Genomic DNA, 22,947 nt, shown 5'->3' with positions numbered 1-22,947 from the left:
AGGAGTCGGCAAGTTGTCATACAACTTGATTAAAAGTCTATGGCCTTCTTGCTTCCCGAGAAATGCAAACGGGGCCGTGATGGCCCCGTCATCGGGTTGAAGTGCTTACCAGAGCGCCAGGGTGTAGCTGAGAATCAGGCGGTTCTCGTCGAGATCGTTGCCGAAATTGGAGCGAACGGTGGCGTTACGCCATTTCAGCCCCAGGTTCTTCAGCGGACCGTTCTGCACCACGTAGGCGATATCGGTATTGCGTTCCCATTCCTTGCCTTCGCTGCTGCGGCCGGCGACCTCGACGTTGTCGCCGGAGATGTAGCGGGTCATGAAGGTCAGGCCGGGGATGCCGATGCTGGCGAAGTTGTAGTCGTAGCGCACCTGCCAGGAGCGCTCCTCGACGTTGGCAAAGTCGTTGATCTGCACGAAGTTGACCAGGAACGGGTCGCTGCTGGCGATGTACGGGAACGGATCGTCACCGCTCATGCGCTGGTAGCCGGCGCCGACGGCGTGGCCACCCAGGCTGTAGGTGAACATGGCGCCGAAGGCCTTGTTGTCGAGGTCACGGAAGTTGCCGTCCTCGCGGCTTTGCGAGTAGCGCAGGTCGGTTTTGAACGACTGGCCATCGCCCAGCGGCAGTACGTGCACCAGCGTGCCGTAGTACTGCTGGTAGATATCCTCGAGGGTGCCGTAGTGCAGGCCGGCGGTCAGTTGCGGGGTGATCTTGTACTCGCCGCCGCCGAACACGAAGGAGTCGCTGTTGCCGCCGATGCGGTTGCCGCTCATCTCGGTGTAGTCGGTGGAGCTGTTGGCCTTGATCCGGTTGATCTTGCCGCCCTGCAGGGTCAGGTTGTCGATTTCCTGAACATTCAGCAGTGCTCCCTGGAAGGTCTGCGGCAGCAGGCGTGAATCGTTGGCCGAGACGATCGGGCTGCGAAAGTGCAGGGCGCCAGCTTTCAGTGTGCTGTTGGATACCTTCACTTTGGCGGTCAGGCCGAGCTTGGAGTACTCATCCTGCGAGCCGCCGGAGCCATCGGCCGGGAGCAGGCCGCTGCCAGCGGTGCCGTCACCGGAGTCGAGTTTCACACCGAGCATCCCCAATGCATCGATACCGAAACCGACGGTGCCCTCGGTGTATCCGGACTCCATGCGCAGCAGAAAGCCCTGCGCCCATTCCTCGGCCTTGTCACGGGCGCCGCTCTGGCGGAAGTCACGGTTGAAGTAGAAGTTGCGCATCTCGACGCTGGCCTTGCTGTCAGCGATGAAATCGGCATGCGCGAGGGTTGGCAGGCCGCTGCCGAGCAGCAGCGCGGATGCCAATGGGTAATGGGGTTTCATGGTGCAGTGTCTCCTGTTGGGAGCGCGCAGCCGACGAGAGCGGCTGCTTGGCAGAGCGCGTTTTGAATGATGTTGTTGTGGTCTGCGCAGAGCGCGGCGCCATTCTTCAAAGCGTTGTTCGGCTGCGTCCAACGAGAAAAAACAGGGGGCCAGCGATAGGAAAATTCATCGGCTGGGCGAAAAACCTCTGGCATACAACCTGCTACGCCTGAGGCTGCGTGGGCGCTGCAAATCAGCCCCTGAGAAGAACATTGCGAAGAGGCGTTACGGCATGAATTTGAGATTTCTCGAGACCTTCGTCTGGGTGGCACGGCTCAAGAGCTTCCGCCTGACAGCCGAGAAGCTGTTCAGCACCCAGGCGTCCATTTCCAGCCGCATCGCTGCGCTCGAGGATGAACTCGGCACGCGTCTTTTCCTGCGTGATTCCAAGGGCGTATCGCTGACCCCGGAAGGGCAGAAGGTGCTCGAATATGCCGAGCGCATGATCGACACCATGCAGGCCTTGAAGCAGTCGATCAGCGATACCGGCAACATTCAGGGGCGTATTCGCGTCGGGGCTATGGATACCGTCATTCACACCTGGTTGAGTCCGTTCGTAACACGGGTGATGGAGCGCTACCCCGCGGTGGAGATCGAGCTGACGGCCGACACCGCACGCAACCTCAACGAGCAATTGCTCAAGGGCTATCTGGATATCGTGTTCCAGACCGACATGGTCAACGGCGACAGCGTGCGCAATCTGGAACTGGCTGCCTTTCCGGTGCGCTGGATCGTCCCGACCGGTTCGCTGTACCACCGCTGCTACGCCTCGATGGAGGAGCTGGCACGTGAGCGCATCATCACCTTCTCGAAGAATTCGCGGCCGCATCAGGACATTCTCAACCTGCTGCATGCCGGCAGCGTCAGTGCGCCACGCATCAATTGCGTCAACTCCATCGCCGCGATGACGCGTCTGGTGCGCGACGGTTTCGGTATCGGCGCGCTGCCGCCAGCGCTGGTACATGACGAACTCAAGCAAGGCCTGCTGACCATTCTCGACGAGGTTCCCGAGCCGCCGCCCTTGCCGGTGGTAGCCACCTGGCGTACAGGCGTGGGCCTGGAACTCAGTGAAGACATCATCGCCCTGGCCTGCGAAGCACTGGACGTCTACGCCGAGGAAATGGGCGAGGCCTGCATGGCGCGAGTCGCGCCAGCGCCGGAACAGCAAAGCGCCTGATTAACTTCCATTCGCTGGTCTGCGGGCCCGGAAACGGCTGCCCGCTGCTGGTGCATTTGTCGCGAAAACGCCCCTTTTCATCCCATAACGATTTCCGATCATGCGCCTCCGGTTTTTCTAGTTGGACAGGGTAGTGCGATGCGCTGAGACTCGAAATCGTCTTCCAGCCGCGCCTTGCGGCGCACAAAAAACAATGAACAGGAGAGCACCATGAAAAGCATCGCATCGCGTTTCGCCATTACCGCTCTGGCTTGCGCACTGGGCTTCGGTGCCCAGGCCGCCGAGCGCTGGAACATGACCGCCGAGAACCCCGATGGCAACTTCATCACCACCGTGGCCAAGGAGTTCGCGCAGGATGTGGAGAAAGCCAGTAACGGCGAACTGCTTATTCGCGTGCACGCCAACTCGGTGCTGTTCAAGCGCCCCGAGGTCAAACGTGCCGTACAGACCGGCCAGGTGCAGGTGGGTGACGTGCTGATGTCGGTACTGGGTAACGAAGATCCGATCTTCGAAATCGACAGCGTGCCGTTTCTGGTGCGCAACTACGAGCAGGCCCAGGCCCTGTGGGACGCGAGCCGCCCGGCTGTGGAAGAGCGCCTGGCCAAGCAGGGCATCAAGCTGCTGTACGCCATGCCCTGGTCGCCGCAGAGCATCTTCACCAAGACGCCGATCGCGAGCATGGATGACTTCAAGGGTATGAAGTTTCGTGCCTACAACCCGGCCACTTCGCGCATGACCGAATTGATGGGCGCAGTGCCGACCGTGATCCAGACCGGCGAAATACCGCAAGCCTTCAGCACCGGCATGATCAACGGCATGCTCACCTCGCCGACCACCGGTGTGGACTCCCAGGCCTGGGACTTCTCCTCCTACTACTATGACGTCAAGGCGTTCATTCCGAAGAACTTCGTCATCGTCAACGCGCGTGCCTTCGCCCGCCTGCCGGAAGCGACTCAGGCTGCCGTGCTGGCTGCCGCTGAGCGTGCCGAAAAACGTGGCTGGGCGATTGCCCAGGAAAAGACCAGTGAGCTGGTCAAGACCCTGGCCGACAATGGCATGCAGGTATCCGAGCAAGCCCCGGCGGCGGTAGAGAGCGGCTTCGAGCAGATCGGCCAGAGCATGACCGATGAGTGGCTCAAGCGTGCTGGTGCCGATGGCAAGGCGATTCTCGACACCTACCAGCCGTGATTCTGCTGCCCGCCGCACTGGTTGCGGCGGGCTTTTCTCGTGGCTTGACCAGGGAGCCCGTTGTTAATGACCCCACTGCACAAGCTCTACACCCTGTCCGGATGGTTGTCCGGCGTGTTTCTCGTCCTGATCTGTATGCTGGTCGTGGCGCAGATCGTCGCCCGCCAACTGGGCACCATGGTGCCCGCCGCCGATGAGTTCGCCGCCTACGCGATGGCCGCATCGGGCTTTCTCGCCTTGCCCTACGCCCTGCAACGTGGCGCGCACATCCGTGTGGAACTGCTGTTGCGTCTGCTGCCCGCTGGCGGTCGCCGTGTGGTCGATGTATTGGCCACGCTGGTCGGTTTGGGGATCGCTACCTATATGGCCTGGTACTGCGCGTTGTTCGTTCTGGAGTCCTACGAGTTCAAGGAGGTGTCGTCCGGCCTGTTGCCGATTCCCATGTGGCTGCCACAGCTGCCGATGCTGCTGGGCACGCTGATTCTGGTGGTGGCGATGGCCGAGCGCCTGGTGCTGACCTGCCAGGGCAAGCGCTTCGAAGCTGCCGAAGCCGGTACGGCGATGAGCGAGTGAGCCCGCTGGCTCGACCTTTAATTGCGGCCAGCGCCGCACTGCATTCGTGAGTGAACCCGTGGACTACACAATCATTACAATCACCCTGCTGCTGGCGCTGTTCGTGCTGCTTGGCGGCGGCGTCTGGGTTGCCCTGTCGTTGCTCGGCGTTGGCATCATCGGCATGGAGCTGTTCGGCGGTGCGCCGGCCGGCTCGATTCTCGCCTCCACCAGCTGGGCTTCCAGCGCCAGCTGGACATTGACGGCGCTGCCGCTGTTCATCTGGATGGGCGAGATTCTCTATCGCACCCGACTTTCCGAAGACATGTTCAATGGCCTGGCGCCGTGGATGCGGGGCCTGCCGGGGCGGTTGTTGCACGTCAACGTGTTCGGCTGCGGCCTGTTCGCCGCGGTCAGCGGCTCTTCCGCTGCCACCGCTGCCACCATCGGCCGTATCTCTCTGCCCGAGCTGAAGTCGCGCGGCTACCCGGAATCCATCGCCATGGGCTCGCTGGCCGGTGCCGGCACGCTCGGTTTGCTGATTCCGCCGTCGATCATGATGATTGTCTATGGCGTGGCGGCGCAGGTATCGATCTCGCGCCTGTTCATCGCCGGCATTCTGCCGGGCCTGCTGCTGCTGGCGATCTTCAGCGGCTACCTGATGCTCTGGTCTGCCTGCAATCGCAGCAAGCTGCCGGAGGAGGGCGAGCGCCTGCCGTTCATGGACAAACTGCGCCGAGCCAAACTGCTGATTCCGGTACTAGGGCTGATCGTCGCGGTGATCGGTTCGATCTACGGCGGCATCGCCACGGCCACCGAGGCAGCGGCTGTGGGGGTGGTCGGTGCGCTGCTGATCGCGCTGGTCTCGGGGGCGCTGACTCGCGAAACCTTCATGGCCAGCCTGATGGGCGCGGTGTCCACCTCGTGCATGATCTTCTTCATCCTGCTCGGCGCGGCGTACCTGACCTCGGCCATGAGCTTCACCGGCCTGCCGGCGGCGCTGGCCGACTGGATCATCGCCAAACAGCTGTCGCCATACCTGTTGCTGCTGGCGCTGACGTTGTTCTTCATTGCCCTGGGCTGCTTCCTCGACGGTATCTCGATCATCCTGCTGACCACCGCAGTGATTCTGCCGGCAGTGCAGGCTGCCGGGATCGATCTGCTGTGGTTCGGCATCTTCGTCATCCTGGTGGTGGAAATGGCGCAGATCACCCCGCCGGTGGGTTTCAACCTGTTCGTCATCCAGAACCTCACCGGGCGCAACCTGGGCGCGGTGGCGCGTGCCAGCTTTCCGTTCTTCCTCCTGCTGGTGCTGGCGGCGATCCTGATCACCTTGTTCCCGCAGATCGTACTGGCGCTGCCCCAAGCGATGCGCGGCACCTGATCTCTCTCCCTGGCCCGCTCGCGCTCCGCTGGCGGGCCAAGGCTTTTCTTTTTGCACCGTGCCGGTGCAGCCTTGAAAGAAAATGTCGCAGCGCCGCAAGCGGTTGCGGGCCATCCCTCGTTAAGCTCGCTGGCTATATGTGACCAGTCGGTCGCTCCCTTCACGCCGGTCCGCATGCGACTCGCAAGTGTCATCGTCGCTTCATGGACTAACGTTGAACTAACACCTCACGACAGCGATCCAGACCTCCTGTCGAACCACCAGCCCAATGGAGCAAAACCATGGCGTTCTTTACGGCGGCCAGCAAAGCCGACTTCCAGCACCAACTGCAAGCGGCCCTGGCACAGCACGTGAGTGAGCAGGCGCTGCCACAAGTAGCCCTATTCGCCGAACAGTTCTTCGGCATCATCGCCCTCGAGGAGTTGACCCAGCGGCGTCTGTCCGACCTGGTCGGCTGCACCCTGTCGGCCTGGCACATGCTGGAGCATTTCGATCACGCCAAGCCGCAGGTGCGCACCTTCAACCCCGATTACGAGAAGCACGGCTGGCAGTCCACCCACACGGCGGTGGAAATCCTGCATGGCGACATCCCGTTCCTGGTCGACTCGGTGCGCATGGAACTCAATCGCCATGGTTACAGCATCCACACCCTGCAGAACAGCGTGTTCAGCGTGCGCCGCGACAAGAATGGCCAGCTGCTGGAGATCCTGCCGCGTGGTACCCAGGGCGAGGGCGTGCTGCAGGAAGCGCTGATGTTCCTGGAAATCGACCGCTGCTCCAGCTCCGCCGAACTGAAAACCCTGGAGAGGGCCATTCACGAAGTTTTCAGTGACGTGCGCATGAGCGTCGCCGACTTCCAGCCGATGAAGGCCAAGGCACGCGAGCTGCTGGCCTGGCTGGATCGCGCCAAGCTCAAGGTGGACAAGGCCGAACTGGATGAAATCAAGATCTACCTGAACTGGTTGCTGGACAACCACTTCACCTTCCTCGGCTACGAGGAATTCACCGTCGTGCCGACCGCCGATGGCGGCAGCATCGTCTACGACGAGAAATCCCTGCTCGGCCTGTCCAAGCGCCTGCGCACCGGCTTGTCCGCCGAGGAGCTGCACATTGAGCCTGAGGCGGTGGCTTACCTGCGCGAGCCGCAGCTGTTGTCTTTCGCCAAGGCTGCAGTGCCGAGCCGTGTGCATCGGCCGGCCTATCCGGATTTCGTCTCCATCCGCGAGCTCGATGCCAAGGGCAACGTGGTCAAGGAATGCCGCTTCATGGGCCTGTACACCTCGGCGGTGTATGCCGAGAGCGTATGGAATATTCCCTACATCCGCCGCAAGGTGGACGTGATCAAGCAGCGTTCGGGCTTCGACAGCAGTGCTCACCTGGGCAAGGAACTGGCTCAGGTGCTGGAAGTGCTGCCGCGTGACGACCTGTTCCAGACCCCGGTGGACGACCTGTTCAACACCGCGCTGTCCATCGTGCAGATTCAGGAGCGCAACAAGATTCGCGTGTTCCTGCGTCGCGATCCCTACGGCCGCTTCTGCTACTGCCTGGCCTACGTGCCGCGCGACGTCTATTCCACCGAAACCCGGATGAAGATCCAGCAGGTGCTGATGGAGCGTCTGCAGGCCACCGATTGCGAGTTCTGGACCTTCTTCTCCGAGTCGGTGCTGGCACGCGTGCAGTTCATCCTGCGCGTCGACCCGAAGAACAAGACCCAGATCGACCCCGTGCTTCTGGAGAAGGAAGTCATCCAGGCCTGCCGTTCGTGGAAGGACGACTACGCCAGCCTGATGGTCGAAAGCCTCGGCGAAGCCCAGGGCACCAACGTCCTGGCGGAATTCCCCGGCGGCTTCCCGGCCGGTTACCGCGAGCGTTTCGCCCCGCACTCGGCAGTGGTGGACATGCAGCACCTGCTCAGCCTGAGCAACGACAAACCGCTGGTGATGAGCTTCTACCAGCCATTGGCCCAGACAGGGCAGCAACTGCACTGCAAGCTGTATCACGCCGATACACCGCTGCCGCTGTCCGACGTGCTGCCGATTCTGGAGAACCTCGGCCTGCGCGTGCTTGGCGAGTTCCCCTACAAGCTGCGCCGCAATGACGGCCGCGAATTCTGGATCCACGACTTCGCCTTCACCTACGCCGAAGGCCTGGACGTCGACATCCAGCAGCTCAACGACACCCTTCAGGACGCCTTCATTCACATCGTCGGCGGCGATGCCGAGAACGATGCGTTCAACCGCCTGGTGCTGACCGCCGCCATGCCCTGGCGTGAAGTGGCGCTGCTGCGTGCCTACGCGCGCTACCTGAAGCAGATCCGCCTGGGCTTCGACCTCAGCTATATCGCTGCGACCCTGATCAACCACGCCAATATCGCCAAGGAGCTGGTGCGCCTGTTCCGCACCCGTTTTTACCTCGCGCGCAAGCTCACCGCCGAGGATCTGGAAGACAAGCAGCAGAAGCTCGAACAGGCCATCCTCGCCGCGCTGGACAACGTCGCCGTGCTCAACGAAGACCGCATCCTGCGTCGTTATCTGGACCTGATCAAAGCCACCCTGCGCACCAACTTCTTCCAGGCCGATGCCAGCGGCGCGGCCAAGTCCTATTTCAGCTTCAAACTCAGCCCGCGCCTGATCCCGGAGATTCCACGGCCGGTGCCGAAGTTCGAGATCTTCGTCTACAGCCCGCGCGTCGAAGGTGTGCACCTGCGCTTCGGTGACGTCGCTCGCGGCGGCCTGCGCTGGTCGGATCGTGAAGAGGACTTCCGCACCGAGGTGCTCGGCCTGGTCAAGGCGCAGCAGGTGAAGAACGCGGTGATCGTGCCGATGGGCGCCAAGGGCGGCTTCGTACCGCGCAAGATGCCGGTCGGCGGTTCGCGTGACGAGGTGATGGCCGAGGGTATCGCCTGCTACCGCATCTTCATCAGCGGCCTGCTCGACATTACCGACAACCTCAAGGAAGGCGAGGTAGTACCGCCGCAGAACGTGGTGCGCCACGACGCCGATGACCCCTACCTGGTAGTGGCGGCGGACAAGGGCACCGCGACCTTCTCCGACATCGCCAACGGCATCGCCGCCGAATATGACTTCTGGCTCGGTGACGCCTTCGCCTCCGGCGGCTCGGCCGGCTACGACCACAAGGGCATGGGCATCACCGCCAAGGGCGGCTGGGTTTCGGTGCAGCGTCACTTCCGCGAGCGCGGCATCGACGTGCAGAAGGACAATGTCACCGTGATCGGCATCGGCGACATGGCCGGCGACGTATTCGGCAATGGCTTGCTGCTGTCGGAAAGCCTGCAGCTGGTAGCGGCCTTCAACCACATGCATATCTTCATCGACCCGAACCCGGACGCCGCCAAGAGCTTCGTCGAGCGCAAGCGTTTGTTCGAGCTGCCGCGTTCGAGCTGGGCCGATTACGACGCCAAGCTGATTTCCGACGGCGGCGGCATCTTCCTGCGCAGCGCCAAGAGCATCGCCATCACCCCGCAGATGAAGGCGCGCTTCGACATCGCTGCCGACAAGCTGGCGCCTACCGAGCTGCTCAACGCGCTGCTCAAGGCTCCGGTCGACCTGCTGTGGAACGGCGGCATCGGCACTTACGTCAAATCCAGCAAGGAGAGCCACGCCGACGTCGGCGACAAGGCCAACGACGCGCTGCGCGTGGACGGCCGTGAACTGCGCGCCAAGGTGGTGGGCGAGGGCGGCAACCTGGGCATGACCCAGCTCGGCCGCGTCGAATTCGGCCTGCATGGCGGCGCCAGCAACACCGACTTCATCGACAACGCCGGTGGCGTGGACTGCTCCGACCACGAGGTGAACATCAAGATCCTACTCGGCGAGATCGTGTCCGGCGGTGACATGACCGAGAAGCAGCGCAACAAGCTGCTGGTCGAGATGACCGACGATGTGTCCGAGCTGGTACTGGGCAACAACTACAAGCAGACCCAGGCGCTGTCGCTGGCCGAGCGCCGCGCCCGCGAGCGTGTCGGCGAGTACAAGCGCCTGATGAACGCGCTGGAAAGCGCCGGCAAGCTCGACCGCGCCCTGGAGTTCCTGCCTTCGGACGAAGAACTGAACGAGCGCGCCACCAACGGCCAGGGCCTGACCCGGCCAGAGCTGTCGGTGCTGATCTCCTACAGCAAGATCGACCTCAAGGAGTCGCTGCTCAAGTCCCTGGTGCCGGACGATGAGTACCTGGCGCGCGAGATGGAAACCGCCTTCCCGGCGATCCTCACCGAGAAGTTCGGCGACGCCATGCGCCGTCACCGCCTCAAGCGCGAAATCGTCAGCACGCAGATCGCCAACGACCTGGTCAACCACATGGGCATCACCTTCGTGCAGCGCCTGAAGGAGTCCACCGGCATGAGCGCGGCCAACGTCGCTGGCGCCTACGTCATCGTGCGTGACCTGTTCCGCTTGCCGCACTGGTGGGCGCAGATCGAGGCGCTGGACTACAAGGTCCCGGCCGAACTGCAACTGCAGTTGATGGACGAGCTGATGCGCCTTGGCCGCCGCGCTACTCGCTGGTTCCTGCGTAGCCGCCGTAACGAGCTGGACGCTGCGCGCGACGTGGCGCATTTTGCACCGCGTATCGAAGCGCTGGTCGGCCGTCTGGACGAACTGCTCGAGGGCCCGGCCCGTGAGCAGTGGCTGGCGCGCTACCAGAGCTTCGTCGAGGCCGGTACGCCGGAAGAGCTGGCCCGCGTGGTCGCCGGCACCAGCCATCTGTACACCTTGCTGCCGATCATCGAAGCAGCGGACGTCACCGGCAAGGATGCCAGTGAAGTGGCGACTGCCTACTTCGCCGTGGGCGGCTCCCTGGAGCTGTCCTGGTACCTGCAGCAGATCACCAGTCTGCCGGTGGAGAACAACTGGCAGGCGCTGGCCCGCGAAGCCTTCCGTGATGATCTGGACTGGCAACAGCGTGCGATCACCGTGTCGGTGCTGCAGATGGCCGATGGTCCGCAGGAAATCGAAGCGCGCGTGGCCCTGTGGCTTGACCAGCATCAACGCCTGGTCGACCGCTGGAAGGCGATGCTGACCGAGCTGCGTTCGGCGACCGGCACCGACTACGCCATGTACGCGGTGGCCAACCGCGAACTGATGGACCTGGCGCAAAGCGCCTGAGCCGTGCGCTGAAATAAAAGAGCCCCGCCAAGTGCGGGGCTTCTTTTTGTTGGGCGGTATTCACAGGCTTACGTAGCCCGGATGAAATCCGGGGAATTTGCCGCCGATGTCCCGGATTGCATCCGGGCTACGCACTCACGTTCTACGCAATGTGCTCCCCTCTCCCATTTATTGGGGGCACGCCTAGTGGAGAGGGGCTGGGGGAGAGGGCGGTAGCGCCGCGAGTCGTCTGTCTGTCGCGCTAGACAGAAATCCCAAGCCCGGATGCAATCCGGGATCAGGGAGGTAGGGTGCGCTGCGCGCACCGCCATGCTCCGGATCAGCGCAGCATCTGCTCGACCAGGCGCTTCTCCTCGGAGAGTTCGCGCTGACGGGCATCGATGCGCGAGGCCAGCTGGAAGTTGTTGCTGGCGCGGCGCTTGGCGAAGTCCAACTGCTCGATGGCCTGGTTGTAGTCGCCGACCAGGGCGAAGAACTCCGCGCGTGCCTGGTGCAGGCCGATGGTATTACCACTCAGGCCGCGTACCTCTGCGACCTGATACCAGACGTCCGGGTCCTTGGCGCGAGTCTTGAGCAGATTGTCCAGGGCGCGCTCGGCATCGGCGATGCGTTGCTGCTTGAGCAGCAGATCGACGCGAGCCTGCTGCAATGGGTAGTTGCTCGGATAGAGGGTGAACATGCGCTCCAGACGACGCTCGGCAGCGTCCAGGCGATTGGCCGCCATATCCAGCTCGATCTGCGCCAGGTTGTAGGTGATGTCGTCCGGGGTCTTGCTCAGCAGCGGCGCCAGGGTTTCACCGGCTTCGGCGAGTTGGCCGGTTTTCATCTGCGCCAGTACCAGGCCGTAGCGTGCGGCATCAAGGCCGGGGTTCTCGTCGAGCATGGCGCGGAAACGCTTGGCCGCAACGCCCGGCGTCTCTTCGTAGGTCAGTTGCACGCGGGCGCGCATCAACTGGTAGCGCAAGCTATCTTCGCGGCCCGTGGCCGGGTACTGCTCGGCGCGGTTGCGGGTGTCGGCAATACGCGATTCCGACACCGGGTGGGTCAGCAGGAATTCCGGCGGGCGGGCGTCGTAACGGTACTGACGCATCAGCCGTTCGAACATCAGTGGCATGGCGCGTGGGTCGTAGCCGGCCTTTTCCAGGTTGACCAGGCCAATGCGGTCGGCCTCCTGTTCGTTCTGCCGGGAGAAACGCCGTTGTTCCTGAATGGCAGCGGCCTGGGTCGACATGATCGCTGCCATACCGGCATCGCCGGCGCCGGCCGCCGCGGCGACAATGCCGGCGAGCATGGCCGCCATCATCGGCAACTGCATGCGTTGCTGGGCCTCGACGCCACGGGCGAAGTGGCGCTGCGACAAGTGCGCCAATTCGTGCGCCATGACCGAGGCGTACTCGGCTTCGGTCTGGGCATAAAGGAACAGGCCACCGTTGACCCCGACGATCCCGCCGGGGGCGGCGAAGGCGTTGAGCTGCGGGCTGTTGAGCAACACGAACTCCAGGCGGCGGTCCTGCAACTGGCTGGTTTCCGACAGGCGATAGACGCTGGACTCGACGAAATCCTTCAGTTGCGGGTCGTCCAGTTGCGAAACCTGGCCACGCAGCAGGCCGAGCCAGGCACGGCCGAGCTGGTGTTCTTGCTGGGGCGAGACGATCGAGGAGCTGGCGTCGCCTAGCGACGGCAGGTCACTGGCACCGGTGTGGGCGGCGAACAGGCAGGCCAGCGTCAGCAGGGTGGGGCGCAGAAAAGTCATGCACTCAGGGCTCTCGGGAGGCAAAGGCGTTACTGTAGCCGGCCAGCTACCGCGCTGGCCAGGGTTGTGGCGGCTTGGGTATCCTAGCCGACCTATCAGGAGTAGATGATGACAGACGTACCGGCTTTCGATGCTGAACTCGATGCCTGCGGGCTCAGCTGCCCGCTGCCCTTGCTCAAGGCCAAGCTCGAACTCAATCGCCTGGCCAGTGGCGCGGTGCTCAAGGTCAGCGCCACTGACGCCGGCTCGCAGCGCGACTTTCGTGCCTTCGCCAGCCTGGCCGGGCATGCGCTGCTGCATGAAGAGCTCGAGGCAGGCGTTTACCGCTATTGGCTGCGCAAGGCCTGAACAGCTGTTGCAGCTTGAAACACATCCCCGTGGTCATTCATGCGCGGCGTGCGCCATTTTTCATGTGGCGGGCGTAGTGAAAGAACCGGCACTTCTCTGCGTTAAGGAATTCTGATGGTCAAGGTTTTACGCGATTGGCTGCACCGCTACTTCTCCGACGAACAGGCGGTGGTGTTGGCGGTGCTGCTGGTGCTCGGCTTTGCCGTGGTGCTGACGCTGGGCGGCATGCTCGCGCCGGTGCTGACCGGCCTGGTGCTGGCCTTTCTCATGCAGGGCCTGGTCAACGGCCTGGAGCGCCTGAAGGTGCCGCAGGTACTGGCGGTCTGGCTGGTGTTCACCCTGTTCATGGGCGGCCTGACGGTGTTTCTGCTGGTGCTGATGCCGCTGCTCTGGCAACAGTTGAGTACGCTGTTCAATGAACTGCCGCGTATGGCCGCCGAATGGCAATCGGTGTTCCTGCTGCTGCCGGAGCGTTACCCGAACCTGATCACCGACGCGCAGGTCGTGCAACTGATCGACAGCATGCGCGGCGAAGCTGGCAAGTTTGGCCAGTGGGCGCTGTCGTTCTCCCTGTCCAGCCTGCCGATGCTGGTCAGCGTGATGATCTACCTGGTACTGGTGCCGATCCTGGTGTTCTTCTTCCTCAAGGACCGCGAGCAGATCGGCCAGTGGTTTCGCAGCTACCTACCGCGCGAGCGCTCACTGATTACCCAGGTGGCGCAGGAAATGAACCAGCAGATCGCCAACTACATCCGTGGCAAGTTCATCGAGATCATCATCTGCGGCGTGGTCACCTATATCGCCTTCGCCTACCTGGGCCTCAATTACGCCGCGCTGCTGGCCTTGCTGGTCGGCCTGTCGGTGGTGGTGCCTTATATCGGCGCGGTGGTGGTGACCGTGCCGGTGGCGCTGATCGGTCTGTTCCAGTGGGGCTGGAGCGACCAGTTCCTCTATCTGATGGTGATCTACGGGATCATCCAGGCGCTCGATGGCAATGTGCTGGTGCCGCTGTTGTTCTCCGAGGCGGTCAACCTGCATCCGGTGGCGATCATCTGCGCGGTGCTGCTGTTCGGCGGGCTGTGGGGCTTCTGGGGTGTGTTCTTCGCCATTCCGCTGGCCACCCTGTTCAAGGCCGTGATCAACGCCTGGCCGCGTACCGAACCGGTGTCCGCCGAATAAGGCGTCGATGGCAAAGGCTGTGCCTGGGTTCCAGCGCGGTCTTGTGTAGGAGCCCCGCCCCGGGGCGAAGCTTTTCGATTGCGCTCCACCCATGTTCGCGGCGGGGCGCCGCTCCTACACATGTGCCGCAACGATGCTTGGCTGAGCGGCAAACCAGGCTACCGCCGAACAAAAACGCCGCGACGGCCATTGGCCGTCGCGGCGTTTCATTTGCAGGGCAGGGGCTCAGCCTTTGTTCAGGGCTTCGGCGGCTGCCAGCACCTTGTCGACATGGCCGGCGACCTTGACGTTGCGCCACTCTTCACGCAACACGCCGTCCTTATCAATGAGGAAGGTACTGCGCACGATGCCCATGTATTCTTTGCCGTAGTTCTTCTTCAACTGGTACACGCCGAACAGGTCGCACAGCTGGTGCTCTTCGTCGCTGATCAGCTCGAAGGGAAACGCCTGCTTGCACTTGAAGCTTTCGTGCTTCTTCAGGCTGTCCATCGACACGCCGAAGATCAGCGTGTTGGCCGCCTTGAACTGCTCGAAGCGAGCGCTGAAGTCCATACCCTCGGTGGTGCAGCCCGGGGTCGCGTCCTTCGGATAAAAATACAGCACGACCTGCTGGCCCTTGAGGGCGGACAGCTTTACCTGCTGGCCACTGGTGGCCTCGGCCTGGAAGTCGGCAACGGCTTTGTCGAGTTCAACGGGCATGGAAACTCCTTCATTTAGAGGTTGTCGGCGATCTCGCGAGCTAGAGCCATGCAAGGCAGAAACAGGTGAGGCCGCGGAGTTTACGAGTTGTAAATGAGCAGGCCGAACCTGTTTCTAACGCAGCAGGGCCGACGCACAGCAGATCGTCATGGATTCTGCGGGCGCCAGGGTTCGATCAAGGCATCAAGATTCAGCGCATCGGCGAAATCGAGGAACTGATCGCGCAGCCAACTGATCTGTGTGCCGGCCGGCAGCGTCACGGTCAGGGTGGCGTTGAGCATGGTGCCGCCGGTCTGTGGCGCCTGGTAGGTGTCGCAGGTCAGGGCTTCCAGCTCGACGCGGTGGTCGATGAAGAACTGGCATAGTTCGTTGAGAATGTCCGGGCGGTACACCGCGCTGACGTAGGCCACATAAGGCAGCGCCTGCGGGCGCACTTCGGCGGCGGCGCTGCGCGCCAGGTCCACGCTGAAATCATGCTTCTTGGCCAGCAGCGGCAGGCTCGACTCCAGGCGCGCCAGTGCATCCCAGCTACCGGACACCTGCAGCACCAGGGCGCTGAATTCACCGTGACGGCTCAGGCGAGTGCTGATCACCGCACAACGGTTCTCATGGCTGGTGCGGCTGAGCAGGTTGGTCAGGGCCATGGCATCGCGGCCGAGAGCGCTGATGACGAGGAATTGTTCGCGAACGAGGGGGGTGGACATGCAGCCTTCCTAAAGCGATGAACGGTCCACGCACGAGAAGCCGCAGACCAAAGACAGCAGGTTAGCGAAAAGCACCGCCGAGGGGAATGGCGAAGCCTTGTGCATCGGACGACGGCCTGCGCCGATAGCCGGTCGCGGAAAAACGCAGGTAGTGTTCAAACGACCTGATAAGCCCTTGTCCGTTGCTTGTGCCGGATTGGTGGCACCAGTACCATTACGGCTCAAATTTTCCGGCAGGAGCGGTTGCATGATTGCGGGCAGTATGGTGGCACTGGTCACGCCCATGGATGCGCAGGGTGGTCTGGATTGGGAGGCCCTGAGCAAATTGGTGGATTTCCACCTGCAAGAGGGCACCAATGCCATCGTCGCGGTCGGCACCACCGGTGAGTCCGCCACGCTGGAAGTGCCCGAGCACATCGAAGTGATCAAGCGCGTGGTCAAGCAGGTTGCCGGCCGTATCCCGGTGATCGCCGGCACCGGCGGCAACTCCACCCGCGAATCGGTCGAGCTGACCCGTGCCGCGCAGGAAGTCGGCGCCGACGCCGCCCTGCTGGTCACCCCGTACTACAACAAGCCCACCCAGGAAGGCCTGTACCTGCATTTCCGCCACATCGCCGAAGCCGTCTCGATCCCGCAGATCCTCTACAACGTGCCGGGCCGTACCGTGTGCGACATGTTGCCGGAGACCGTCGAGCGCCTGTCGAAGATCGACAACATCATCGGCATCAAGGAAGCCACCGGCGACCTGCAGCGCGCCCAGGACGTACTGGATCGCGTCAGCAAGGATTTCCTCGTCTACTCCGGTGACGACGCCACTGCCGTCGAACTGATGCTGCTGGGCGGCAAGGGCAACATCTCCGTCACCGCCAACGTTGCGCCGCGTGCCATGAGCGATCTGTGCGCTGCCGCCATGCGTGGCGAGGCTGCCATCGCCCGCGCCATCAACGACCGTCTGATGCCGCTGCACAAGGCACTGTTCCTCGAATCCAACCCGATTCCGGTGAAATGGGCGCTGCACGAAATGGGTCTGATGGGCGATGGTATTCGTCTGCCGCTGACCTGGCTCAGCCCGCGCTGTCACGAACCGCTGCGCCAGGCCATGCGCCAGTGCGGTGTATTGGCTTAACTCAAGGATTCTACGCATGAAGCGACTGGCCGGATTTTCCGCCCTTGCTCTGATCGTCTCCAGCACCAGCGGTTGCGGCTGGCTCTGGGGTGAAAATGGCTACTTCCGTGATCGCGGTAGCGACTATCTGGAAGCGCGTCAGACTGCACCGATGCAATTGCCGGCTGATGTCCAGGCCAAGCGTCTCGATCCGCTGCTGCCGGTGCCTGCCCAGGTGGCCAGCAGCACCGCGACCCCGGCCGAATTCGAAGTGCCGCGCCCGCAAGGCCTGCAGGTACGTGCCGACGAGCGCGAGTTCAGCCTGCAGCGCAGCGGCGATTCGCGTTGGGTCGTGGCTCAGCGCGTGCCGGCCGAAGTCTGGCCGCTGGTGCGTCAGTTTTTCGAGGACAACGGTTTCCGCATCGCCAGCGAGCGTCCGCAAACCGGTGAATTCATCACCTCCTGGCAGCGTTTCGATGAGCTCTCCACGAGCATGGCGCGCAGTCTGAGCAGCCGCGTTTCCGGCGTTGCGGCGGACGCCGAAACCCGTGTGCGCGTGCGCATCGAGCCGGGTGTGCAGCGCAACACCAGTGAAGTCTTCGTCACCAGCGCCGAGCGTCCTGCCGGCAGCACCGCCGATGTCGATTTCGCTGCCCGTAGCGGCAATGCCAGCCTCGAAGCTGCACTGCTCGACGAAATGCTGGTGAGCATGGCCCGTGGCGTGGAGCAGGGCGGCTCGGTATCGCTGCTCGCCGCACGCGACTACGATGCGCCCAGCCGCGTCAGCCTGAGCGAAGACGGCAACGGCAACCCGGTGCTCAACCTCGGCGCCGATTTCGACCGCGCCTGGTCTGGCGTCGGCCGTTCGCTGGAGCTCGGCAACGTGCGCGTCGACGACCTCAACCGCAGCCTTGGCCTGTACTACATCAACATGGCCGAAGGCGCTCAGATCAACGAAGAGAAGCCAGGCTTCTTCGGTCGCATGTTCGGCAGCGCGCCGAGCAAGGAAGAGATCGAAGCCCGCGCCGAGCGCTATCAGGTGCGCCTGACTCCGGTTGGCGATGGCGTCCAGGTCACCGTGGAAAAAGACCTCAACACCGTAGCCCCGGCCGATGTATCGCGCCGCGTGCTGAGCCTGATCCAGGATAATCTCGGCTGATCGGCGCCTGCAGGTCGTTGAAAAACGGCCTGCAGCGCGCTCCAGCCGTTAATCGATGGGCGAAACCCGCAAAGGTTTCGCCTGTTTTGTTTGCCAGAAACGGAAATGCCGACATGAGCACACCCACCACCCTGAGCCTGAAGAAGATCTACTCGGGCAAGGTCCGCGACCTCTACGAAATCGACGACAAGCGCATGCTGATGGTGGCCACTGATCGTCTGTCGGCATTCGACGTCATTCTCGAACAACCGATTCCGGAGAAGGGCAAGATCCTCACCGCCATCTCCAACTTCTGGTTCGACAAGCTGGCTGGCGTGGTGCCCAACCACTTCACCGGTGACAAGGTCGAGGACGTGGTGCCGGCAGCCGAGCTGCCACTGGTCGAAGGCCGTGCGGTCGTCGCCAAGCGCCTCAAGCCCGTCGCCGTGGAAGCCATCGTGCGTGGCTACATCGTCGGCTCCGGCTGGAAGGAATACCAGAAGAGCGGCACCGTGTGCGGCATCGCCCTGCCAGCAGGCCTGAAGGAAGCAGCCAAACTGCCGCAACCGATCTTCACCCCCTCGACCAAGGCCGCCGTGGGCGATCATGACGAGAACATCAGCTTCGCGCAGTGCGAAGCCATCATCGGCGCCGAACTGGCTGCCCAGGTGCGTGACACGGCGATCAAGCTGTACACCACGGCTGTCGAGTACGCCGCTACCCGCGGCATCATCATCGCTGACACCAAGTTCGAATTCGGTCTGGACGAAGACGGCACCCTGACCCTGATGGACGAAGTGCTGACCCCGGACTCCAGCCGCTTCTGGCCGGCCGACAGCTACGCCGAAGGCAGCAACCCGCCGAGCTTCGACAAGCAGTTCGTGCGCGACTGGCTGGAATCCACCGGCTGGAACAAGCAAGCCCCGGCCCCGGCCGTACCGGCAGACGTCGCGCAGAAAACCGCCGACAAGTACCGCGAAGCGCTGACCCGCCTGACCGCTTGAGCCATGCGAGAGAAGGCCGGGCAGCCCCCGGCTTTTTCACAAGCGCCTGATAGAACACGAAAAATTTTCAAAATAAGCTTCGCCAAAGCGCATTCAGCTGTTATGATTCGCGCCGCTTGGGAAGATGCCGGAGTGGTCGAACGGGACGGATTCGAAATCCGTTGTGTCAGCAATGGCACCTAGGGTTCAAATCCCTATCTTCCCGCCATATCTCAAGCCTAAGCCCCTGAAATTCATAGAGTTTCGGGGGCTTTTGCTTTCTACGGCATGCAAGGTGTCGAAAGGTCGCATAGCACCCAGGATTGCGCTTTGCTAGCGTGTAGTGCGGCACCCGCTACATCCTCTGTCACTGCCGATTGCCGGCGAGGGCGTAGGGGGGCTTTAACACTACTCACCAGCTATTTTAAGGAAGAAAAAGATGACTGATAGAAGGCCGATTAACCCTCACGTAAATGTCCCTAAGCCTGGCGGCGGAGAGCAGCCACGTAGCAGGAACAACGACGGTCAAATTCGTGATAAACGAAGCGACGCAGGCAAACCCAAGAAGAAGTAAAAAGTGTCAATTAGGCAGATCTACTGAGCTGTGGTCTGCCTTCACTGCAGGCTCAGCTCTGGGTCGGTGGTGGCCACATTCTGGCGACACGCACCAGAACGAGAATCTAGATCGCGTCACGCTCTCAGTCTGATACACAAGGCCGAAGTGCTCGTGAGGGATCGGCTCACGAGTGTTGGTAGCCGTTCCTTGTTAGCCCGTGCTGCGAGGTCTAAGAGGGCTGTCGGTGACAATGAGATATCCAGCCGACCCTGCAGGGCCTCGGCGTCCAGGTAACCTCCATCCTAGCCCTTGGCACGGCGAGCGGCGAATTCGGCTTCGACGTCATCGTTGGATCGACCACGACCGGCCTCTACCGATGCCCTGGCAACAGCGACCTTTAGTTGCACGAACTCATCATGCTCTCTGATGATCTGCTGCTGGTGGATGAAATCGTACATAAGGTCAAGCATGACCTGAGAGGCTGGCCGGTGTACAGCTTTAGCGGCTGCCGTAAATTCTTCTAGCAGCGCGGGCTCCAGCTTCAATTGGAAGACGGTTTCTTTGGCCATGCTGCTTCACCTCAGACAAGAAACGGGGCAGGTCTTTTCAGGAGCATAACTAACTTGAAATATGCCCCCTTTTCTCGAGAGGCCTTGATGGGTTCCGGTCAGCTCTTGCCGTTCTTCGCAAAGAGTGAAAGATTTTGCATCTTGCTAGTTGATATTGATAGTCTCAATATTCTTTCACTATTTGCACTTATAGGGCGGCGCTTGGTTTCCATGTCTAGGGTGGCACTTTTTCTTATTTCTGCCATCTCTTTGTCTGGGAAATTGCTGGCAGTTATTCTTGAGAGCTGCTTTATGCTAAAGCTCAAGCGCTGCTGTGCAGTGATTATATGTGCCTTGGTGTACTTCGAGTCCTTCGCTGTCCAATAGTCGAGGGATTTGTCCTCGAAGTCTGTTAGTAGTCTTAGTGCGTTGTCTATTGCGTCATGCCTTTCTTTTCGCTGTGCAAGCTTCTCTGCATGACGTATTCGAATGTACAGTACGGAAAAAGTTACGCCGATACCTATCAGGCCAAGAACGAGGCTCAGTAACCAGCCTGCCCATTTTATAAGCTCTTCAGGGTTAGGAGTTTCTGGCATTTTTATTTCGATGCTCTATGGCTTCTTTTATATATTCTGTTATTTCTATTTTTAGGGATGGATCTATTTCTGATATTAAATTGTTTGCTATTTCAAGTGCCACTTCTGATTGTACGCCATCTCGTATTAAGCCGCCGAAAGCTTCTTCTAAAAAAGATGACCCGTATCCAAGTACTCCGTCAAGGTTGACTATTATTTTTTCTGGTTTCTTGGATATTGCTTCTAGCAACACTTCGCGTCTGAAGCGTTCTCCTGAATTCGGTCCGTGCTGCTCATATCGAGGTCCCGGGAATTCACTGAAATCTACAACATTGACATTTATGGTCGTCATTTTTTCATGTCCTTGATGGACAGGTTCCATTCAACAATTGTGCCTAGTATTGACTCGGAAATGTTTGATTTCCATTCACGCTTGTCAGTACCTGCAATGTAGTTTTGCTTCTCGTTTCTATGAGCTTTGGATCGGTGATCTTTACCTTTTAGCACGTACCTGCCCATGTTGCTACGAATGCTGAGCAGGGCTGATGGGAATGTCTCAACGATGGACCTAAGGTCTGGGCCGCCCTTTCCCCTATGACCAAGCTCGGTGCGTGTTCGTTTCACAAAAGTCGACGCGTGAATCAAATCAGCATCCGTATCATTCTTTAGGCCTATCGTGGATGCGATTCTCGATAGTACGTCTTTATCGTGGTTTCGGATTGTGTTCGGAATCCCAACGCCGAGGTCGCATACCAAAATTGCAAGGCTGTCATCTTTTATTCCAACGAACATCCACCAGCGCTTGTCTTGTATATTCAAACCGTCTTTTCGTGGCGCCGGATGAGCATGTTCTACGCAGTTAGCCATTGCTTCAAATGTTCCGCGGTAGAGCTTTGAGCGTGCGTACGCGTTTAGCTCTTTAGGGAGGGAATTGAAAAGTGAAGCAGTTAAGCTGCCATCAGCCATGCTGCCGGAGAGTTGTCTCCAGAACGCGACGCTTGAATAATTTCTGATCTGCCTGGTTCTCTGCCCGATTAGCGTGAAGAAGCCAATTTGTTTTAGCGCACTTTCAACTATGTATTCCTGATTGTTGTGTTTTCCGCCTGGAGACATCGGCGGTAGTGTACATGATATCTTTAGTCCGGGTAAATGCCGCAGTAGTCTATCCGTTTCTGCATATAGTAGAAGGCAAGCCGCTGCTGTAATTCTGCTAGTGTTTCTAAAGCAGATCTGGATTGACTTATTATACCTTGCCTTGATTCTAAAATGATTGAGGAATTGTAGGAATTGAACGGCTGCTTTGGGTGAGTAAATGTCTATCTTTCCAGGTGCAATTATTCTGGTTGTGTCAGTACTTCGCGCTATTGCTGTATTGGTGGAACGTCTTTTGCCTTTAGACGCTTTTCTACTGTTTCTGGTTGCGCGTTTTTCTGCGGCCCTTATTATAAATCTTAGCTTGTCCTTTCTAAGCTTTTTCAATATGACTCCCATGATTTGCATCTTTGGTGATTGGTGCAGATCAATATTTAATCTGGTGGTTGAGGCTTGGTTTAACCCAAGCTTGATGTTTATCAAAATAGAGATGGCCATAATAGGGTGCAGGCCACGATTTACGGAAAATTAATCGTAGTCTGCACCCTGTTGTTTCTGTATTTCTGAAAAGCCAAGCACTTGCCAAGCCTAGTAAGTCATACTTAAATTAAACATCAATAGTATGAGTCCATTGAGGAATCCAATTTTTGGATAGAAAATTCACTAAATTTCTATCTCCATAAAACTGAATTCTTCCGCCAGATTTATACGCTAATGCAGATTGATCAACCCGCAAGCCTGATGCACGTGCGGCCTGAGTTAGCTGATATAACAAACCATCGTTATCACCTGTTGTAGATCTAGCATCAAATACTGCGAAATTTATCCAGCCCCCGCCTGTTGAGCGTTCACGCAAGTGGGCCATATTAATCTTCATGACGAACCTCCTTGTATTATGTGGCGTTTCTTTTGACAGGTGGCAATGTATGTGAGCCACATATCATCTGTCGAGAATCGAGCTGAATGTTACAAAGAAGACTATATACGACGCGAGAGAAGGCTTAATCCCTCATTTGTGATGGCCAAAAGCTACCTATGGCTTTTGAGCTTGTCTAGTCCTGTGTCGGAAAAGTGTCGAAATCAACGGACGACAAAGGGCCGCATAGGCAGAGGGATGGGAGGGAAGGCCTGATTTTGCTGACTTTTGACAACGATGGCCGCGGGCAAAGGCTAAAGCGGGCTCAAATCCCCAATCTTCCCGCCATATCCAAACCAAAGCCCCGAACCGTAATGCGCTTCGGGGCTTTGTCGTTTCCGGGGCTTCGCCTTGGCCTAACGCAAATGGTCGAACGCCCTCGAAGCAACGCTCGCCGCGCTACAAAGCGCGAGCTGGCGCACATTTCTGCAAAGCGCTTGTTGGCGCCAACTCCGTCAGTTTTGGCGCGCTGCTCGCCGCTTCGCTTGGGAAATTCCTTGACGATGAATAGGTGGATAGTTTTTTCTGTTGGTCATGTTTTTTGAAGTCAAAAAAATAG

The 22,947-nt window shown here is 60.0% G+C and carries 19 protein-coding genes and 1 tRNA gene; 11 read left to right on the top strand and 9 right to left on the bottom strand.

What is annotated here, in order from left to right:
* Positions 1-105: 105 nt before the first annotated feature.
* A complete protein-coding gene (locus tag BLT86_RS09770; protein WP_017679073.1) occupies positions 106-1,329 on the bottom strand; it encodes an OprD family porin in 1,224 nt (407 codons plus the stop codon).
* Between the two features lie 271 nt (positions 1,330-1,600).
* On the opposite strand from BLT86_RS09770, the gene BLT86_RS09765 reads away from it, so the two are divergent.
* The 5 genes from BLT86_RS09765 (at position 1,601) to BLT86_RS09745 (ending at position 10,792) form a co-directional block, all read left to right on the top strand.
* Positions 1,601-2,545, top strand: coding sequence for a LysR family transcriptional regulator (locus BLT86_RS09765; RefSeq protein ID WP_017679074.1), 945 nt, complete (start codon positions 1,601-1,603; stop codon positions 2,543-2,545).
* 210 nt (positions 2,546-2,755) lie between these two features.
* Positions 2,756-3,733 carry a TRAP transporter substrate-binding protein gene (locus BLT86_RS09760; RefSeq protein ID WP_017679075.1) on the top strand — a complete coding sequence of 326 codons (978 nt, stop codon included), beginning with the start codon at positions 2,756-2,758 and terminating at the stop codon, positions 3,731-3,733.
* Between the two features lie 66 nt (positions 3,734-3,799).
* Positions 3,800-4,306 carry a TRAP transporter small permease gene (locus BLT86_RS09755; protein ID WP_017679076.1) on the top strand — a complete coding sequence of 169 codons (507 nt, stop codon included), beginning with the start codon at positions 3,800-3,802 and terminating at the stop codon, positions 4,304-4,306.
* 58 nt (positions 4,307-4,364) lie between these two features.
* A complete protein-coding gene (locus BLT86_RS09750) occupies positions 4,365-5,669 on the top strand; it encodes a TRAP transporter large permease (protein ID WP_017679077.1) in 1,305 nt (434 codons plus the stop codon).
* Positions 5,670-5,950: 281 nt separating this feature from the next.
* Positions 5,951-10,792, top strand: a complete 4,842-nt coding sequence (locus BLT86_RS09745; protein ID WP_092376415.1) for an NAD-glutamate dehydrogenase — start codon at positions 5,951-5,953, stop codon at positions 10,790-10,792.
* 319 nt (positions 10,793-11,111) lie between these two features.
* On the opposite strand, the gene BLT86_RS09740 is transcribed toward BLT86_RS09745, so the two are convergent.
* Entirely contained in the window at positions 11,112-12,545 is a 1,434-nt protein-coding gene (locus tag BLT86_RS09740) for a M48 family metalloprotease (RefSeq protein ID WP_017679079.1), read from the bottom strand.
* 108 nt (positions 12,546-12,653) lie between these two features.
* On the opposite strand from BLT86_RS09740, the gene BLT86_RS09735 reads away from it, so the two are divergent.
* Together BLT86_RS09735 and BLT86_RS09730 are read left to right on the top strand one after the other, a co-directional pair.
* The gene (locus BLT86_RS09735) at positions 12,654-12,893 is read left to right on the top strand and encodes a sulfurtransferase TusA family protein (RefSeq protein WP_021489708.1); all 240 of its coding nucleotides are present in this window, start codon (positions 12,654-12,656) and stop codon (positions 12,891-12,893) included.
* Between the two features lie 114 nt (positions 12,894-13,007).
* Complete coding sequence (locus BLT86_RS09730) at positions 13,008-14,072, top strand: AI-2E family transporter (RefSeq protein ID WP_092376412.1); 1,065 nt, start codon at positions 13,008-13,010, stop codon at positions 14,070-14,072.
* A 225-nt stretch (positions 14,073-14,297) separates the two neighbouring features.
* On the opposite strand, the gene BLT86_RS09725 is transcribed toward BLT86_RS09730, so the two are convergent.
* Both BLT86_RS09725 and BLT86_RS09720 read right to left on the bottom strand, forming a co-directional pair.
* On the bottom strand, positions 14,298-14,771 hold the full coding sequence (locus BLT86_RS09725) for a peroxiredoxin (RefSeq protein WP_017679082.1): 474 nt from the start codon (positions 14,769-14,771) through the stop codon (positions 14,298-14,300).
* A 146-nt stretch (positions 14,772-14,917) separates the two neighbouring features.
* Positions 14,918-15,475, bottom strand: coding sequence for a glycine cleavage system protein R (locus BLT86_RS09720; RefSeq protein ID WP_003460630.1), 558 nt, complete (start codon positions 15,473-15,475; stop codon positions 14,918-14,920).
* Positions 15,476-15,722: 247 nt separating this feature from the next.
* Here BLT86_RS09720 and dapA point away from each other — a divergent pair, with 247 nt between their 5' ends.
* From dapA to BLT86_RS09700, 4 genes are all read left to right on the top strand, one after another.
* Complete coding sequence (dapA, locus tag BLT86_RS09715) at positions 15,723-16,601, top strand: 4-hydroxy-tetrahydrodipicolinate synthase (protein WP_003460631.1); 879 nt, start codon at positions 15,723-15,725, stop codon at positions 16,599-16,601.
* 16 nt (positions 16,602-16,617) lie between these two features.
* The gene (gene bamC, locus BLT86_RS09710; RefSeq protein ID WP_017679083.1) at positions 16,618-17,739 is read left to right on the top strand and encodes an outer membrane protein assembly factor BamC; all 1,122 of its coding nucleotides are present in this window, start codon (positions 16,618-16,620) and stop codon (positions 17,737-17,739) included.
* Between the two features lie 113 nt (positions 17,740-17,852).
* Positions 17,853-18,722, top strand: coding sequence for a phosphoribosylaminoimidazolesuccinocarboxamide synthase (locus BLT86_RS09705; protein ID WP_059391407.1), 870 nt, complete (start codon positions 17,853-17,855; stop codon positions 18,720-18,722).
* Positions 18,723-18,840: 118 nt separating this feature from the next.
* Positions 18,841-18,930 (top strand) — tRNA-Ser (locus tag BLT86_RS09700).
* 629 nt (positions 18,931-19,559) lie between these two features.
* Here BLT86_RS09700 and BLT86_RS09695 read toward each other — a convergent pair.
* From BLT86_RS09695 to BLT86_RS09680, 5 genes are all read right to left on the bottom strand, one after another.
* Positions 19,560-19,826: an antitoxin of toxin-antitoxin stability system gene (locus BLT86_RS09695; protein ID WP_092376409.1), complete on the bottom strand. Its 267-nt coding sequence runs from the start codon at positions 19,824-19,826 to the stop codon at positions 19,560-19,562.
* A 98-nt stretch (positions 19,827-19,924) separates the two neighbouring features.
* Positions 19,925-20,401 carry a hypothetical protein gene (locus BLT86_RS25765; RefSeq protein ID WP_157719671.1) on the bottom strand — a complete coding sequence of 159 codons (477 nt, stop codon included), beginning with the start codon at positions 20,399-20,401 and terminating at the stop codon, positions 19,925-19,927.
* Positions 20,385-20,732 carry an STAS-like domain-containing protein gene (locus BLT86_RS09685; protein WP_092376403.1) on the bottom strand — a complete coding sequence of 116 codons (348 nt, stop codon included), beginning with the start codon at positions 20,730-20,732 and terminating at the stop codon, positions 20,385-20,387. The genes BLT86_RS25765 and BLT86_RS09685 overlap by 17 nt, the downstream gene beginning before the upstream one ends.
* Positions 20,729-21,871: a hypothetical protein gene (locus BLT86_RS25760; protein WP_157719670.1), complete on the bottom strand. Its 1,143-nt coding sequence runs from the start codon at positions 21,869-21,871 to the stop codon at positions 20,729-20,731. The genes BLT86_RS09685 and BLT86_RS25760 overlap by 4 nt, the downstream gene beginning before the upstream one ends.
* A gap of 208 nt (positions 21,872-22,079) precedes the next feature.
* Positions 22,080-22,349 (bottom strand): hypothetical protein, encoded by a 270-nt coding sequence (locus tag BLT86_RS09680; protein ID WP_092376398.1) that lies wholly within the window; start codon positions 22,347-22,349, stop codon positions 22,080-22,082.
* Positions 22,350-22,947 lie beyond the last annotated feature (598 nt).

Source organism: Pseudomonas sihuiensis (assembly GCF_900106015.1).
Lineage (GTDB): Bacteria > Pseudomonadota > Gammaproteobacteria > Pseudomonadales > Pseudomonadaceae > Aquipseudomonas > Aquipseudomonas sihuiensis.
Note: the sequence above shows the minus strand (reverse complement) of the source record. Positions and strands in the feature narration are given on the sequence as shown.

Excerpts from the sequence above, each read along its gene's own strand:
- BLT86_RS09725 (WP_017679082.1), bottom strand. The coding sequence starts at position 14,771 with ATGCCCGTTGAACTCGACAAAGCCGTTGCCGACTTCCAGGCCGAGGCC.
- BLT86_RS09745 (WP_092376415.1), top strand. The coding sequence starts at position 5,951 with ATGGCGTTCTTTACGGCGGCCAGCAAAGCCGACTTCCAGCACCAACTG.
- BLT86_RS09680 (WP_092376398.1), bottom strand. The coding sequence starts at position 22,349 with ATGAAGATTAATATGGCCCACTTGCGTGAACGCTCAACAGGCGGGGGC.
- BLT86_RS09735 (WP_021489708.1), top strand. The coding sequence starts at position 12,654 with ATGACAGACGTACCGGCTTTCGATGCTGAACTCGATGCCTGCGGGCTC.
- BLT86_RS09755 (WP_017679076.1), top strand. The coding sequence starts at position 3,800 with ATGACCCCACTGCACAAGCTCTACACCCTGTCCGGATGGTTGTCCGGC.
- BLT86_RS09765 (WP_017679074.1), top strand. The coding sequence starts at position 1,601 with ATGAATTTGAGATTTCTCGAGACCTTCGTCTGGGTGGCACGGCTCAAG.
- BLT86_RS09730 (WP_092376412.1), top strand. The coding sequence starts at position 13,008 with ATGGTCAAGGTTTTACGCGATTGGCTGCACCGCTACTTCTCCGACGAA.
- bamC (WP_017679083.1), top strand. The coding sequence starts at position 16,618 with ATGAAGCGACTGGCCGGATTTTCCGCCCTTGCTCTGATCGTCTCCAGC.
- BLT86_RS09705 (WP_059391407.1), top strand. The coding sequence starts at position 17,853 with ATGAGCACACCCACCACCCTGAGCCTGAAGAAGATCTACTCGGGCAAG.
- dapA (WP_003460631.1), top strand. The coding sequence starts at position 15,723 with ATGATTGCGGGCAGTATGGTGGCACTGGTCACGCCCATGGATGCGCAG.
- BLT86_RS09685 (WP_092376403.1), bottom strand. The coding sequence starts at position 20,732 with ATGACGACCATAAATGTCAATGTTGTAGATTTCAGTGAATTCCCGGGA.
- BLT86_RS25760 (WP_157719670.1), bottom strand. The coding sequence starts at position 21,871 with ATGGGAGTCATATTGAAAAAGCTTAGAAAGGACAAGCTAAGATTTATA.
- BLT86_RS09695 (WP_092376409.1), bottom strand. The coding sequence starts at position 19,826 with ATGGCCAAAGAAACCGTCTTCCAATTGAAGCTGGAGCCCGCGCTGCTA.
- BLT86_RS09740 (WP_017679079.1), bottom strand. The coding sequence starts at position 12,545 with ATGACTTTTCTGCGCCCCACCCTGCTGACGCTGGCCTGCCTGTTCGCC.
- BLT86_RS09760 (WP_017679075.1), top strand. The coding sequence starts at position 2,756 with ATGAAAAGCATCGCATCGCGTTTCGCCATTACCGCTCTGGCTTGCGCA.
- BLT86_RS25765 (WP_157719671.1), bottom strand. The coding sequence starts at position 20,401 with ATGCCAGAAACTCCTAACCCTGAAGAGCTTATAAAATGGGCAGGCTGG.
- BLT86_RS09720 (WP_003460630.1), bottom strand. The coding sequence starts at position 15,475 with ATGTCCACCCCCCTCGTTCGCGAACAATTCCTCGTCATCAGCGCTCTC.
- BLT86_RS09770 (WP_017679073.1), bottom strand. The coding sequence starts at position 1,329 with ATGAAACCCCATTACCCATTGGCATCCGCGCTGCTGCTCGGCAGCGGC.